A 15,334-nucleotide genomic window follows, 5' to 3' on the forward strand; every position below is an offset into this window, starting at 1 on the left:
CGTGCCATAAAATACTCCATATATTGATGTTTATAACATCATTTGGGGAGCAAAATATCACTTATAAGTGTTGTTCAAATTTCCTGATCCACCTCTAGGGTAGGCGGCTACATGTGGACGGTCGGGCTGATCAATCCTCGCTTGCCAATGATTGATGATGCCGCGTGCTGGGCGACCTGAAATGCTTGAAGTAATTTGAGTGAGTGGGTGATCAAATAAAGCCTTGCGGTATGCTGCATTGGCATTTGAAGATTTACATTGTACAAAAGCAGTTCCCAATTGAACGGCATCAGCACCAAGGTTTAACATGGTTTTAGCTTGTTGCCCATTCATAATACCACCTGCTGCAATGACAGGAAGTGAACTATATTTTTTGATGAGTTGGACTAAATCAGCGGTTTTAATTGCGCCATCAATTTGAGCATTAAAAATACCGCGATGTCCACCTGCTTCGATACCTTGAGCTACAATAATATCAATCCCTGCTTCTTCGATAGTGAGCGCTTCAGTTAGATTGGTTGCAGAAACAATTGTGATGATACCGGCTTGTTTTAATTTTTGAATTTGATATTCATGCGGGATGCCAAAGTGGAAACTTACTGCTTTGGGTTGAGTGTCTAAACAAAGGTTTAAAAAATCATCATTGTCTTTAAAGCTAGGGTAAATACATTTTAATTCTGTAGGTGGGCTTGCACCAAATTTTTCAAATTCAGTTGCTAAATGTTGACTCCATAACAGATTAGATTCAGTGTTTAATGCTGCTGATTCATGACAGAAAAAGTTTAATTGAAAAGGATGTGGTGTTAGTGCTTGAGTTTCATGAATTTGTTTTAATGCAGAATCTAGTGTATTTGCACCGAGTCCTAAAGCACCCAAAGCCCCTTGATTTGATACTTCTGCAGCCAATAGTGGGGTAGAAACTCCAGCCATTGGTGCAAGTAATATGGGATGTTTTATCCCTAATTGTTCTAATAAAGACATACTTAAGCTCCTTGTGTTTTAAGTTACTTTGCCGAAGCGACTGCAAATTAGCAAATTATGTTCGGTATTTATTATAAAAATATAATTTAAATACATCTTTAAGTTGCGACTTATTTTATCAAGACATAAATTAAATTGGAGTGACTTGGAACAGTGAACCAATCCAGCTTGAGAACGCCATTGCGATAATTCCCCACACAGCCACACGGAAACTACCTTTGAGTATTGATGTACCAGCAAAATAGCTGGATAACGCACCCAGTATGACTAGAGATAAGATACCGACAACTAAAACAATTTTCTCTAAATATGCTTCCGGGCTAAACACAATTGATAATGTCGGAAATAATGCACCAATAGAAAAAGATAATGCAGAAGAACCAGCAGCCTGTAATGGTCTTGCAGCAGTTGCTTCATTGATCCCAATTTCATCACGTGCATGTGCTTCCAAAGCATTTTTTTCTGTGAGTTGAACAGCAACTTGATGCGCCAATTCAGGATCTAAACCACGTTGAATATAAATGTGGGTAAGTTCTTTAAGCTCTAAGTGCGGATTCTTTTCTAATTCTAGAGCTTCTACTTTTAGATCTGCTGCTTCAATATCTGACTGTGATTTAACGGAAATATATTCACCGGCAGCCATTGAGGTTGCACCAGAAATTAATCCTGCAATACAGGTAATCAGCAGGGTGTGGCTTGAGGCACCGCTTGCTGCCATTCCCATCACTAAACTAGTCACAGAAATAATGCCATCATTTGCACCTAAGACGGCTGCTCTTAACCAGCCTGTACGTTGTATAAAATGCTGTTCTAGGTGGTGAGAATGAGACATAAACAAAACTCCATGTGACTGAAAGTCGGTTAATTTATAATGTAAATATATGACAAATGAAAAAAAGCTCCTATATTTAGGAGCTTTTTTTCATATTAAAACTATTGGCTCGCTTTTTCTTTAACGTCAGCAGCACCTTTTTCAACAGCACCCGCAGCAGTTGCAGTGGCATCTTTAGCAGCATCAACAGTTGCATCTGCAGCATGGGCAGTTGCATCAGCTGCATGATCTACAGCAGTCGCAGTTGCATTTGCTGCATTATCCGCAGCTTTAGCAGTCGCATCCGCTGCATTTTGAGCCGCGTGTTCTGCATCATGTTTTGCTTGTTCTACGGCATTTGCAGCATGTTCACCTGTAGTCGCACCCGTTTCAGGTGCTTTGTCTTTATTACAACCAACAAGTGCAATCGTTGCAATCAGACCAAGAGAAAGTAGAAGTTTATTCATTGTCTTGTACCTTTTTTAAATTAATTTTTGGCATCCAGCAGTTGGATAAAATAAGGGCTCGTTAATATTTCATAAGTAGCTTGCGTTGTAGGCTAAAATTGAGCAAAGCTTGTATAAGTCACTAAGGATGAAAAAAAAAGAATAACGGATCTCTTTTAAGTTTCATAACGCCAACAGAGCTAATTTTAGTTGCAACCAGAGTAAGAACAAAGCACTGCTTTATTGGCAGCACAAGGCGAAGCTCAGGGACTAGTGTATTTTTTACTGTTACCTTGTTACGAACTACTCATTTAGAAAGACTAAATTTCATATTTCGTGCCTAGTATCATCTAAAACACACACTGTCGCAAACATAGAGGAATGATCAACAAATCCAAATATAAACACAAAAAATAACCAAATCAAAAAATAAAATGTAAATTTTTTATAAGATCAATTTATCTTATATTGAATAATAACTGATCAACATAATTTTAATAAAAGTTTAATATAATATGAATACACTCGCTTTATATCTAAAACTCAAGTATCAATAAAATACTTAATGAAAAAATAAAAAAGTTGTTTCTATGTTTTATCGTTAAAATTAAATCAAGACATAGTTTAAGATCTATACAATTTATGATATTAATCGATTAAAAGTGACGAGTAGTACTAGATCTGACAATTTTGAACTTTGGAGACAAAATCAGTGCTGTAAAAATAAATTAAAATTGAAAAAAAATATTTACAAGCCAATAAAAACAGATAGAATTGAGCTAAAATGTGAAGTATATCAAATAATTCTGTCACTAGAAAAAGTCTAGAAAACATGTTTTTCGGCTTTTCAAAATGCTTAATTTACAAATTAATTTATGGGGTTTTCTTGAATATGCTTGATCTAAACACATCTCGAAAAGTACCCGATGATTTTGTCATATATGCTGAAAAACAAATCAGACAACTTTTGAACTCGGTCAGTGGTGTAGAGTTCATCATGTTGTGTACTTCTGATGGTTTTGAAATTGCTTTAGCCAACAAGAAAAATATTAACAATTCTGGAAAAATTGCTGCAGTGAGTAGTTCGATTTTGGCCTTAGTGACAGCATTTGTTTCAGAAATCAATCTTGTTGGATGTCAAACAATTACCTTAGATGCAGAGAATGGAAAAGCGCTATTAACCGCAATTCCTCATCCAAAGCATCCGTTGGTTTTAGTGGCGATGACCAACAAAGATATTTTATTGGGGCAGATCCTATATGAGCTCAAATCTACTTCTGAATTACTCACGAGAAACATATAGGGAAGTTATTTTAAAATATGTGATGAGGTTTACATTTTTTTAAAAAATGAGATCTATACTGATTTTTTTTCGAATCTGGTATTTTTTGGAATTTTTTGAAAGCTTTAAATAGTCAAATTAGTTATTTATTTTTTAAATTTCTATTGAATAATTAATATTTTTTATGCTATTTAAATGAGTGTGGAAATAATTAATTAAAATTGATTATCAAATAAAATTAAATGGGTATTCAAAAAGAATACTAATTTATACATGTTAGTTAGAAATGAAAATTTTTAGCTATATAGTAAAGTGTTTTAGTAAAGCAAAATAAAAATTGAATTGCTAAAACGAACAACAATGTTGAAAGCAACGGGGATGCTCATGGCTCGTATCACACTAGATCAATTAACTGATATCGATGGTTTCGTTTGTGCTGCATTAGTAGATAGCGAAAGTGGTTTATCTTTAGCGACTGCGGGTGCAGGTTTAGACTTAGAATTAGCAGCAGCAGGTAATACTGAAGTTGTTCGTGCTAAGCGTAAAGTTGCAAAAGCACTAAAATTAGATGATGTAATTGAAGATATTTTAATTACATTAGGTAAGCAGTATCACTTGATTCGTCCACTTGATTCAAATGAAAATTTATTTCTTTATCTGGTTTTAGATCGTTCTAAATCAAACTTAGCAATGGCTCGTCACGAGTTAAAAGCATTTGAAAAAGGCTTAGATTTTTCTTAATTTAAAAACTGAAAAGCTTAAAAAACTCGTCCTCGGACGAGTTTTTTCTTTTACTATCCTGTATAACATAAGTATCGTATTTATTGTGTTGAGCATTCATGTTAAAAGCTGGAATTTATAAACATTATAAAGGTAATTTATACCAAGTCTTTCATGTCGCAACACATAGTGAAACCCGAGAAAAAGTTGTGGTTTACCAATGCTTATATGGCGACTACTCAGTGTGGGTGAGACCTTATGAGATGTTTTGTGAGCAGGTCACATTAGAAAATGGCCAAATTCAACCAAGATTTGATTTTTTACATGCTGTTTAATCCATATGCGTTAGACTTTATAGGTTGATTAAGTCATGTAATAAACCGTAACGATGTAACTTGTCAAAAGCTATGTATTGTCATAGCAATGACGTAAATGATTGAAATAATAACAATGATAGTGAAAAGGAAGATCTAAACATGAGTTTAAGTAACCCATTTTTGCAACGATTGAATGAACTATATCAATCCTTTATTAAGTTTGATGCCACACAGTGTGATCGTATTAAACGCTATCGAAATATCGAACCTGAATCAGCATTGTTTTTAGCGATGCAAGTAAGAATTCAGCAGTCTAAGAAAATTTTAGAGATCGGAACATCAACAGGTTATTCTACATTGTGGCTTGCGGATGCAGCCAAAGTGACAGGTGCGAAGGTGACAACGCTTGAGATCGATGAAAAAAGAACTCAGCAAGCGCAACTGCATGCTCAAGAGTTAAAAGTTGATGACGTGATCGATTTTTGGGTGGGGGATGCGCAAAAATACTTAGAACAGTGTCAGGAACAATATGACTTTATTCTACTTGATGCTGAACGCAATGCTTATTTAAATTACTGGGTATATCTACAGAAGATGCTTGTAGAGCATGGCGGAGTTTTGATTGTTGATAACGTAATATCACATGCGGCTGAAGTTAAAAGCTTTATCAAAGAAGTTAAACAAGATGAAAGGTTTATGACAACAACCTTGTCGATCGGGTCAGGTCTGTTTATGGTGACATTAAAAAACTAACACAGTTTTTATATCAGGGAGAAATCTCCCTGACTTTACTTTAAAAGCGCCGCTCTAAAATTATAAAATTGAAAGCCTTTTAAAATGTAAATCATATTCTAGGTATTTATGCACGAATGCTGTTTTATCACTACATCGTAGTAAATTATTGTATATAAATTCTGGTACGGGATGGTAAAGTTCACCAGAACCATTGTTATAAAAAATTTTTAAATACCGTGAAGAAGCATTATACTTCCAAGAAGTCACGGTAATCATAGATCCCATAAGCAACCCCTTAAACTTTTGATTGTTTTACAGAAAAAATATTCTGTATCTTTTGAAATTAGTCTATTCACTTAAAGAAATGTATAGTGGTTTTGTAAAAATCCTAATGATTGTTTTGATAAGGTTATTCATATTTTGACATTGCGTATTTTTGCAAGATAAACGCTTAAAAATCATAATTAAACGAGATAACGAGTTTTTTAATAATTTAGGGATAGATTATGATTCTTGCAATAGATGTTGCCTATACAGAAAACGCTGCACAAGTTGCTGGCATTGTATTTGAGTCTTGGACGAGTTCTAGTATATCGAACCATTACCTTATCACCATCAAGCCAATTGCTGACTATGAGTCAGGTCAATTTTATAAACGTGAATTGCCGTGTATTTTAAAATTATTGGATTTGGTGAAAGAAACCATTGATATGATTGTGATTGATGGCTATGTTTATTTAGGTGTTGAACAAACAGTTGGTTTAGGACAGCATTTATATACTGCCTTAGCTGATAAAACTCCTGTAATTGGAGTGGCTAAAAATGAATTTAGGGGAACGCCAAAGGAATTTGAAATTCTACGTGGACAAAGTGTTAAGCCCTTATATGTCTCTGCCATCGGAATAGAATTAGCGAAAGCGAAACACAACGTGCAGTCCATGTATGGGAAATACCGTATTCCTGAGCTACTTAAGCAAGTTGATCGTTTGAGCAAAACAACGCAAAAATAATTATGCTATTCTAAATCCAGTGGTTTAAATGCATTTTTTATATGCTAATGCTTTGTTTTTTTATTAAAAAAATATTTTATAAATTTATGGTGAAACATATATGGATCAGTCAGCGTCTCGTCAAAAAATTTCAATAAACTATATTGAATTTAAGGTGAAAGACATCCTCCAAAGCAAAAAGTTTTATCAAAACTTAGGCTGGACTTTTACTGACTTTGGTCCTGCATATTGTGAGTTTGATTCAGGGGAGATAAAAGGTGGCTTTACCCAATCTGACAATGTGCAAAGTTCTGGTGGGGCATTAATTGTCTTATATAGTATCCAGTTAGAACAAAGCTTAATGTGTGTGAAAGAGGCAGGAGCAACTATCGTACAAGAGATCTTTAGTTTTCCTGGTGGGCGTCGTTTTCATTTTAAAGATTTAGACGGATATGAAATTGTAATTTGGTCTCATTAAATAAAAACCTACAAACGCAAAAACCTGCACATAAAATCCAATGTAAAAAACCACGCTAAAAAGCGTGGTTTTTTTATGGGTAAAATCTAATTCAAGAATTAGATTTTACCGACTAAGTCGATTGAAGGTGCAAGAGTTGCATCACCTTCTTTCCATTTAGCTGGGCAAACTTCGCCAGGATGACCGTGAACGTATTGAGCTGCTTTAACTTTACGAAGAAGTTCAGAAGCATCACGACCAATACCACCAGCATTGATTTCGATGATTTGGATTTTACCTTCAGGATCGATAACGAAAGTACCACGATCAGCAAGACCAGCAGATTCAATTAAAACTTCGAAGTTTTTAGCAAGAACCCAAGTTGGGTCACCAACCATTACATATTCAATTTTTTTGATTTCTTCAGAAGAATCGTGCCAAGCTTTGTGCGTGAAGTGTGTATCTGTAGAAACAGAGTAGATTTCAACGCCTAATTTTTTGAATTCAGCATAGTTGTCTGCAAGATCACCAAGTTCTGTTGGGCAAACAAAAGTGAAGTCTGCTGGATAGAAGAAAACTACAGACCATTTACCTTTAAGATCGGCTTCTGTAACTTCAATGAATTGGCCGTTTTGGAAAGCTTGTGCTTTAAATGGTTTAACTTCAGTATTAATTAAGCTCATCATTATCTCCATGATTGAGGTGTTTATCTAATATTTAACTAGAATAATGAATTTTAGATTATTGGGGAAATAGTATTTTTTTATCGCTAAGATCGGAAAATCAAATTAACGTGCTCCAGATACATTTCACCAAAAACCGTTGTTTTGTCAGAGTTTCATCAACTAAAGCAAATCAAGATGATGTTTGAATGACAAAGCATCCTTTTTTAATCTGTTACAAACATGATGCTTCTGGGGCTATATTTCAAGGGTGATTTCTAAAAAAGATATAAAATTTATTTCAATGTATAGAATTTGTTCATATAAGATAAATTGAATTTTAACTACATCACATTTCAATGTTGTGCATCGAGCAAATGATACAGGGACTGCTGTTTTGTGCTTGGGCATCACTTCAAGCTAGCTAGTTTTGTAGATCATATAGCAACAGATCTACGTCTATAAGAATATTTGCAACCACAGCCAGTTGCGTAGTTGAGTAAACTTTAGCACCTTTTAAATATTATTTTTATAATACATGTATAACACAATGGTGAATTCACTTTGATTGGACTATCTCTCCTGTGCTTTACAGCGTAAAATATTCCGTTCAATTTTAAGTATTAGGATAATGCATCTGTGCCAAATCAGTTAAATGTCGATCAATGGGTTATGGTACGAGATCGCCATCGTTTAAATCGACTGAAAAAAGGAAAAGATGCTCATCCTGAAAAATTCCAAGAATTGTTTGAGAAATCAAATCATCAAGTCAAAAAAAGATTAGCCAGTCTACCGACAATCAAACTCAATCAGGATCTACCGGTTACCCAGTATGCAGATAAACTGATTGAAGCGATTCAGAAGCATCAGATTATTATTGTTGCAGGGGAAACGGGTTCTGGTAAAACTACGCAATTACCACAGATTGCAATGCTTGCAGGTCGTGGTTTAACTGGGATGATTGGTCATACTCAGCCTCGTCGTCTAGCAGCACGAAGCGTATCGCAACGAATTGCTGAAGAAGTTGGTGAAAAGCTGGGTGAAAGCATCAGTTTTAAAGTGCGTTTTAATGAGCAAGGATCAAATGATTCGATCGTTCGCTTAATGACGGATGGTATTCTACTTGCTGAACTTTCTAATGATCGTTATTTAAATAAATATGACACGATTATTATTGATGAAGCACATGAGCGTTCATTAAATATTGATTTCATCATGGGTTACCTGAAGCAACTGGTCAAAAAGCGCCCTGATTTAAAAATCATTATTACTTCAGCGACATTAGATGTGAATCGCTTTAGCGAATATTTTAATGGTGCACCAATTTTTGAAGTGGAAGGACGTAGCTTTCCAGTTGAACTGCGTTATCGTCCGATTTCAGAGATGACGATCGGCGGTAGTGATGATGATGACTTTGATGAGTTTGAAGAAAATTTACCACGCGCAGTGGTACAAGCTGTAGAAGAATGTTTTAAGGATGCTGAGTCTAAGGGACATCCTGAACATGCGGATATTCTTATTTTCTCAAGTACTGAACAAGAAATTCGAGAACTACAAGAGACCTTACAAAAATTTGGTCCTAAACACACGCAAATTTTACCTTTATATGCTCGTTTAGCTTTGGCAGAACAGCAGAAAATCTTTAATCCATCTGGTGGTGGTCGACGTATTATCATCGCGACAAACGTTGCTGAAACAGCATTGACTGTACCGAATATTCGTTATGTGATCGACAGTGGTTTTGCACGTATTTCTCGCTATAACTATCGTTCACGGGTACAGCGTTTACCGATTGAAGCGATTTCTCAAGCTGCTGCAAATCAGCGTAAAGGGCGATGTGGTCGTATTGCACCAGGTGTTTGCATTCGCTTATACAGTGAAGATGATTTTCAAAGTCGTCCAGATTTTACTGAACCAGAAATTAAACGGACCAATTTAGCATCGGTTATTTTACAGATGCAAAGTCTCGGTTTAGGTGCTGTAGAAGATTTTGATTTTATTGAGCCACCAGACCATCGTTTGGTCAACGATGGGCGTAAGTTGCTGATTGAATTAGGTGCTATCCATGACGCGCAAAATTCAAATAATCTTCCTCAAGCAATGGCACAAAATGAAATTGCGGTTTCCAAGCAGGGAACTGTAGGTGATGCTAAAGCAAAAAACCTTGCACAACCTGCTACTAAAAAAGCCGAACTTCAAAATAACAGTTTAACCAAAATCGGTCTACAAATGGCAAAAATGCCAATAGACCCACGCCTTGCACGTATGATTCTTGGTGGTGCTCATTTTGGGGTACTGAATGAAGTTTTGATTATTGTTGCTGCACTTGCAGTACAAGACCCACGCGAGCGTCCTGCTGATAAGCAAATGCAGGCGGATCAAAAACATGCATTATTTAAAGAAGCAGATTCAGATTTTCTATTTTATATTAAACTGTGGAATACACTGACTGAAAATCGTGAAACTTTGAGTGAAAGCAAAAGACGTAATTTTGCCAAACAGCATTTTCTTAGCTGGTTGCGCTTACGTGAGTGGAAGAAAACTCATGAACAATTACTGGATTTAGCACAAGGTTTAAAACTTTCATTCAATGAAAAGCAGGCCAGTTATGAAAATTTACACCGTGCCTTATTGACAGGACTATTGTCCTTTATTGCCAATAAAACTGACGAACGTAATATTTTCATGGCAGTTCGTCAGCAAAAAGCCCGAATTTTTCCTGCATCAACCTTACATAAAACCAATACCCCATGGGTAATGGCATTTGAAATGGTCGAAACCTCACAGGTGTATTTACGCACATTGGCAAAAATTGAGCCTGAGTGGATTCTTTTGGCTGCACCGAACTTATTAAAACATCATTATTTTGAGCCACATTGGGCGAAAAAACCGGGCGTGGTCAATGCTTATGATCAGATTTCATTATTTGGACTGATCATTGAACCGAAACGTGCCACCAATTATGAAAAAGTGGACCAGTTGGCTGCACATGAAATTTTCTTAAGAGATGCGCTAACTACAGGAAACTTGGGAACAACGCCACCATTCTTAAAACACAACCTATTAAAGCTTGAAGAAGTGGAGCGGGTAGAAGACAAACTGCGTCGTCGTGATTTAGTCGTCGATGAAGAAACCATTTATCAGTTTTATGCCTCTAAAGTGCCTACGGAAATTGCCAGCCGTCGTAGCTTTGAAGATTGGCGAGCAACAGTAGAACCGCAGAATCCTCGTTATCTTTTTGTTGATGATGATGATTTATGGATGAATGATCGTCCAACTACACAGCAATTTCCAGATTATTTACATAATGGACAATTGCGTTTAGCTGCCAGCTATCGTTTTGATCCAAGTCATGATGAAGATGGCGCAACTGTAAAAATTCCTGTACAGGCCTTAGCTCAAGTTGATGAAAATATTTGGTCTTGGGGGATTCCGGGTTGGCGTTTGGATTTAATCGAAGCTTTATTAAAAGCCTTACCAAAAGATAAACGTCGTAACTTGGTGCCGATTCCAGATACAGCCAATAAATTGATCAAAGCAGTCGATGCGCAACATTTGCGTCAGCATATTTTTGAATTTTTGGCATTTCAATTACGTGGTGAACAAATTACCAATAAAGATTTTTCTTTTGAACGTATTGATCAATTCTTAATTCCATTTATCAAAGTAATTGATGAAAAAGGTCGCGTGATTGAAAAAGGCCGTGATCTTGCAGAACTTAAAGCACGTTGTCGAACTGAAACACACAGTCCTGTCAAACAGTTAAAAGGTGAGTTTACTACTTTTCCTGAAAGCTTTGTATTTGAAGCATCTCAGAAAGTAACTGGGGTTGTGGTTAAACAATATCAGGCACTGGTTCCAAGCAAAGACTTTGCTAAGTTAGAGTTGAAAGATGATTCTGGTATTGTGATTCAGACCTTTAATGATCAAAGTGAAGCGATTAAACAGCATCGTGAAGGCGTAATTCGTTTGATTCATATGCAATTGGGGGATTTGATTCGTCAATTGAAAAAGCAAATTTCCAAGCCACTGGCATTGGCATATTCTCCTTTGGGCGATAAAGCACAACTTGAGCAAATGTTGGTGTACGCAACATTACAAATGGCAATTCAAGATTTACCAATTAATGCTGAAGAATTTGCGATAGTCATGGCAGATGTGAAAAAGTCATTTTTAAGTTATGGTCAGGAAGCATTAAAGTTGATCAGTGAAATTTATATTCAATGGCAGGAAATACGCCAGCAATTGTTGATGCTGGATCAAGATGTATTTGCTAAAAATATGAATGATATTGAGGATCAACTCGATTTAATGAACTTATCCAATTTTGTTTATTCAAAATCTTCAGATATTTGGCAGGAATATCCTCGTTATTTAAAAGCATTGTTATTGCGTTTAGATCGATTGCCGAATAATCTAAATCGTGATGATGCTGCAATTAAAGAAGTAGATCCTTGGATGGATAAACTGTTTAAGTTTAAGTCGGATGTCCGTGTTAAAGAAGTCTACTTCATGGTTGAGGAACTACGTATTTCATTATTTTCTCAACCAATGAAAACCAAGATGCCGATTTCGTCAACCAGAATACAAAAAGTATGGGAAAAGCTTGGAATCGGTTAGAATAGAAATAATTTGAAATATTTGTGAATTTAAAAAGGAGTTTTACATGGGCATCCGTATTACAGGTACAGGTTTGTACCATCCTGAAGAAGTGATTACCAATGAAGAATTGGTGGATTGTTTAAATGCTTATGTGGAACAATTTAACAGTGAAAATGCTGAAAAAATTGAAGCGGGTGAAGTTGTTGCCCGTCGTGGTTCAAGTGCAGAATTTATTGAAAAAGCATCAGGTGTAAAGCGTCGTTATGTGATTGAAAAATCAGGTGTCCTAGACATTAATCGTTTACGTCCTCGTTTAGAAGAACGTTCAGATGAAGAGCTTTCAATCCAAGCTGAGTGGGGCGTGATTGCGGCAAAACAAGCGATGGAAAATGCAGGCGTAACTGCAGAAGACATTGATGTGGTGATTTTAGCTTGTTCAAATTTACAACGTGCTTATCCTGCTGTTGCAATTGAAATTCAAACTGCATTGGGGATTCAGGGCTATGCCTACGACATGAATGTGGCGTGTTCAGCTGCTACATTTGGTTTGAAACAAGCCTACGATGCTGTAAAAACGGGTGCACGTCGTGTGTTATTGGTCAATGTGGAAATTACCTCAGGCCATACTGACTATCGTTCACGTGACTGCCATTTTATTTTTGGCGATGTTGCAACAGCTTCAATTATTGAAGAAACGGATAGCAAAACAGGGTTTGAAATCGTAGATACCCATTTGTTTACCCAATTCTCCAATAACATCCGAAATAATTTTGGTTTCTTAAATGGTTCAGAATTAACTTCTCGTGATGATAAGCAATTTCGTCAAGATGGTCGCAAAGTATTTAAAGAAGTGTGTCCATTGGTTGCGAAAATTATTTCCACACAATTGGAAAAGAACAGTATTCAACCTGAAAATGTAAAACGTTTTTGGCTACATCAAGCCAATGCCAATATGAATGAATTAATTTTAAAACTCATTGTCGGCAAAGAAGTTGCAGAAGCAGATCCTGATTTGGTACCAATCATTTTAGATGAGTTTGCCAATACGTCTTCAGCAGGTGTGATCATTGCATTACATCGTAGTGCGGATCAGGTGAATGATGGTGAATATGGTGTGCTATGTTCATTTGGTGCAGGTTATTCTGTGGGTTCAATTCTTGTACAAAAGCACGTTGCTTAAATCATAATTTTATAAAATCTCCCCCCCTTGCGTCGCTAAAAGCATAGTTCAGCTACTTTGAAAAGAAGGGGGGATTATCCAAAATTTAACTTATTTTATTTGTTCAAAGCTCTTCCCTGAAAAAGGAGCAGTCATACACTTAATGGTAAGATCAAAAAATGTTGAAAAGTATTTTGTAGAGATACAACATGACTGAAAAAACCTTGAAAATACGCCACAACGCTAAACTAATTCGATTAATAAGCAGCTTACAGCGCTTTTACTTTCGTCCAACATTTTTAGGTACTGAAAATTTAGTACCGAATAAACCAGCCATGTATGTCGGTAATCACACCATCTATGGTGTTTTAGATTCTCCGATTCTGATTGATTATTTATTTACAGAGCATAAAATCGCTGTGGTTAGTTTAGCTGATCATATCCATTTTCATATTCCGATTTGGAAAGAGGTAGTTAAACGTGTCGGTGGGGTTGATGGCGTACAAGAATATGCCAAAGAAGCGATGCGACAAGGCTATTCGATTTTGGTTTTTCCAGGAGGTGGTCGAGAAGTTATTAAACGCAAAGGTGAAGCTTATCAATTGATCTGGAAGCAACGCTTTGGTTTCTTAAAGTTGGCTCAGGAATTTGGTTATGAAATAGCTCCTTTTGTGGCTTTAGGTGGTGATGAAGTTTTTGATTTGGCTTTCGATGTAAATATTCTGCTCAAACAAAAATGGTTTAATAAAATATTATCAAATCCCAAAATAGGTTCATTGCTTAGACAGGGTGAGGTTATTCCTTCGATTCCAAAGCATATTATTCCAAAGCGGATTCCTTTCTATTTCAAATTTATGCCACGGTTATCTATTGAACAGATTGGGAGCATGGATGATATGATTGTATTTCGTGATCAATTGCAAGCGAGTATTTATACTGAAATTGAGGCCTTAAAGTCCTATCGAGCAGATGATCTAGAACAAAAAACTTAGAACAAAAAACAATCTTTGAGAGCGCAATAATGTTTGAACTGCAAACCAATTTTAAACAGATACTTCAGCTATTAAATCCGCGAACTCAACCCATTCAAAGTACTGTGACTTTTCTTTCAGATCCTCATTATCTTGAATTTTTACAACAGTGTGGCGATACTGAAATTACCCCTGATATTGATTTATTTGGCTATGAAACTGCGATAAAGGAAAACCAGTATTTCGCAGAGCATGTGGAAAAATTATCCCAACAACTATGGAAAATTGGTCGTACAGGGCAAGGTGATGAATGGTTTTTAGATCGCAATAGTTTTGATATTTTATTCTATAATCATGATTTAGGCATGGATTTAGATGAGAGTTTAAAGCATGATCAGTTCCAGTCAATGCAAGTCAACTTTTTCCAATTTTTACAATTTGCTTTACTTCTGCAAGCAATGGATCAGCACTTGGATAAAAAACCATTGTCTACGATTGGATTGGAGCAATTTCAAGATACTGTAAATCGTATCCATCCTGAACTTTTTTCACATTATCCATTTGATTATTTATAAGTTATAAGTGTTAAAATTGCTCGATAAAATGTGTTTACTCACAATATAAAGGAATAAAAATGTATACAGCTTCTTGTCTTTGTGGTGGTATTCAACTGAAAATTCATAGTGAAATCCCTCAAATATTTGTTTGTCATTGTCAGCAATGCCAAAAAGCTCAAGGCACTGCATTTGTGGCGATTGCTCCTATTCAGACTCAAGATTTAGAGATTGTTCAAGGACAGGCACTATTTCAAGAATATTATGCCACTGAAAATAAAAAACGAACCTTCTGTAAAAGATGTGCATCCCCATTATTTAGTGCGCGTCTAGACTTACCAGAAGTAGTTAGATTACGTGTAGGTATTGTAAATGAGCCTGTTCAAGGCAAGATTGTTTCACATGCATTTACCGATAACAAAGCTGCTTGGTTTGAAATTTTGGATACTGCACCACAATTTGTCCAAGCGATTTGCTAAATAGTGAAGTTATATTTCAAAAGTAAGAATGCTGGATATTTATTGTTTAAATAAGATTTTGTGCGCTATCTTACTTTTTTAAGTATCTGAATTTTATATTTTTATAAATAATTCAGAAATTAGTTTAAGTCGTTTGTATATATAAATACCTTCTGTATAATTTTCAAAA

At 35.8% G+C, this 15,334-nt stretch carries 15 protein-coding genes and 1 pseudogene; 11 read left to right on the forward strand and 5 right to left on the reverse strand.

Features of this window, described 5'->3' with window-relative positions:
* Nucleotides 1-96: 96 nt before the first annotated feature.
* The 3 genes and pseudogenes from ACG916_RS18790 to ACG916_RS18800 all read right to left on the reverse strand — a co-directional run.
* Nucleotides 97-981: pseudogene (locus ACG916_RS18790) on the reverse strand (NAD(P)H-dependent flavin oxidoreductase); the annotation flags it as partial.
* 130 nt (nucleotides 982-1,111) lie between these two features.
* Complete coding sequence (locus ACG916_RS18795; protein WP_419328834.1) at nucleotides 1,112-1,813, reverse strand: VIT1/CCC1 transporter family protein; 702 nt, start codon at nucleotides 1,811-1,813, stop codon at nucleotides 1,112-1,114.
* A gap of 101 nt (nucleotides 1,814-1,914) precedes the next feature.
* The gene (locus ACG916_RS18800) at nucleotides 1,915-2,259 is read right to left on the reverse strand and encodes a hypothetical protein (RefSeq protein WP_151803479.1); all 345 of its coding nucleotides are present in this window, start codon (nucleotides 2,257-2,259) and stop codon (nucleotides 1,915-1,917) included.
* Between the two features lie 871 nt (nucleotides 2,260-3,130).
* Between ACG916_RS18800 and ACG916_RS18805 the strand changes: the two genes are divergently transcribed.
* From ACG916_RS18805 to ACG916_RS18820, 4 genes are all read left to right on the forward strand, one after another.
* Nucleotides 3,131-3,541 (forward strand): roadblock/LC7 domain-containing protein, encoded by a 411-nt coding sequence (locus ACG916_RS18805; RefSeq protein ID WP_336954524.1) that lies wholly within the window; start codon nucleotides 3,131-3,133, stop codon nucleotides 3,539-3,541.
* Between the two features lie 363 nt (nucleotides 3,542-3,904).
* Nucleotides 3,905-4,261: a hypothetical protein gene (locus tag ACG916_RS18810; RefSeq protein WP_004721834.1), complete on the forward strand. Its 357-nt coding sequence runs from the start codon at nucleotides 3,905-3,907 to the stop codon at nucleotides 4,259-4,261.
* A 98-nt stretch (nucleotides 4,262-4,359) separates the two neighbouring features.
* Nucleotides 4,360-4,575, forward strand: a complete 216-nt coding sequence (locus ACG916_RS18815; protein WP_419328835.1) for a DUF1653 domain-containing protein — start codon at nucleotides 4,360-4,362, stop codon at nucleotides 4,573-4,575.
* Nucleotides 4,576-4,716: 141 nt separating this feature from the next.
* A complete protein-coding gene (locus tag ACG916_RS18820; protein ID WP_336954528.1) occupies nucleotides 4,717-5,310 on the forward strand; it encodes an O-methyltransferase in 594 nt (197 codons plus the stop codon).
* 60 nt (nucleotides 5,311-5,370) lie between these two features.
* Here the strand turns inward: ACG916_RS18820 and ACG916_RS18825 are convergent, their stop codons facing one another.
* Nucleotides 5,371-5,577, reverse strand: coding sequence for a KTSC domain-containing protein (locus ACG916_RS18825; protein WP_004721830.1), 207 nt, complete (start codon nucleotides 5,575-5,577; stop codon nucleotides 5,371-5,373).
* Nucleotides 5,578-5,798: 221 nt separating this feature from the next.
* Between ACG916_RS18825 and ACG916_RS18830 the strand changes: the two genes are divergently transcribed.
* Both ACG916_RS18830 and ACG916_RS18835 read left to right on the forward strand, forming a co-directional pair.
* Nucleotides 5,799-6,302: an endonuclease V gene (locus tag ACG916_RS18830; RefSeq protein ID WP_336954529.1), complete on the forward strand. Its 504-nt coding sequence runs from the start codon at nucleotides 5,799-5,801 to the stop codon at nucleotides 6,300-6,302.
* Nucleotides 6,303-6,402: 100 nt separating this feature from the next.
* The gene (locus ACG916_RS18835) at nucleotides 6,403-6,759 is read left to right on the forward strand and encodes a VOC family protein (protein ID WP_419328837.1); all 357 of its coding nucleotides are present in this window, start codon (nucleotides 6,403-6,405) and stop codon (nucleotides 6,757-6,759) included.
* Between the two features lie 98 nt (nucleotides 6,760-6,857).
* Here the strand turns inward: ACG916_RS18835 and ahpC are convergent, their stop codons facing one another.
* A complete protein-coding gene (ahpC, locus tag ACG916_RS18840) occupies nucleotides 6,858-7,421 on the reverse strand; it encodes an alkyl hydroperoxide reductase subunit C (protein WP_004721823.1) in 564 nt (187 codons plus the stop codon).
* A 618-nt stretch (nucleotides 7,422-8,039) separates the two neighbouring features.
* Between ahpC and ACG916_RS18845 the strand changes: the two genes are divergently transcribed.
* From ACG916_RS18845 to ACG916_RS18865, 5 genes are all read left to right on the forward strand, one after another.
* Nucleotides 8,040-12,020 carry a DUF3418 domain-containing protein gene (locus tag ACG916_RS18845; RefSeq protein WP_336954531.1) on the forward strand — a complete coding sequence of 1,327 codons (3,981 nt, stop codon included), beginning with the start codon at nucleotides 8,040-8,042 and terminating at the stop codon, nucleotides 12,018-12,020.
* Between the two features lie 46 nt (nucleotides 12,021-12,066).
* A complete protein-coding gene (locus ACG916_RS18850; protein ID WP_004721819.1) occupies nucleotides 12,067-13,182 on the forward strand; it encodes a beta-ketoacyl-ACP synthase III in 1,116 nt (371 codons plus the stop codon).
* Between the two features lie 188 nt (nucleotides 13,183-13,370).
* On the forward strand, nucleotides 13,371-14,153 hold the full coding sequence (locus ACG916_RS18855; protein ID WP_336954532.1) for a lysophospholipid acyltransferase family protein: 783 nt from the start codon (nucleotides 13,371-13,373) through the stop codon (nucleotides 14,151-14,153).
* A gap of 29 nt (nucleotides 14,154-14,182) precedes the next feature.
* Nucleotides 14,183-14,707, forward strand: coding sequence for a hypothetical protein (locus tag ACG916_RS18860; protein WP_419328839.1), 525 nt, complete (start codon nucleotides 14,183-14,185; stop codon nucleotides 14,705-14,707).
* 59 nt (nucleotides 14,708-14,766) lie between these two features.
* Nucleotides 14,767-15,165: a GFA family protein gene (locus ACG916_RS18865; protein WP_419328840.1), complete on the forward strand. Its 399-nt coding sequence runs from the start codon at nucleotides 14,767-14,769 to the stop codon at nucleotides 15,163-15,165.
* Nucleotides 15,166-15,334 lie beyond the last annotated feature (169 nt).

This window comes from Acinetobacter legionensis (genome assembly GCF_048552295.1).
In the GTDB taxonomy this organism is placed as follows: domain Bacteria; phylum Pseudomonadota; class Gammaproteobacteria; order Pseudomonadales; family Moraxellaceae; genus Acinetobacter.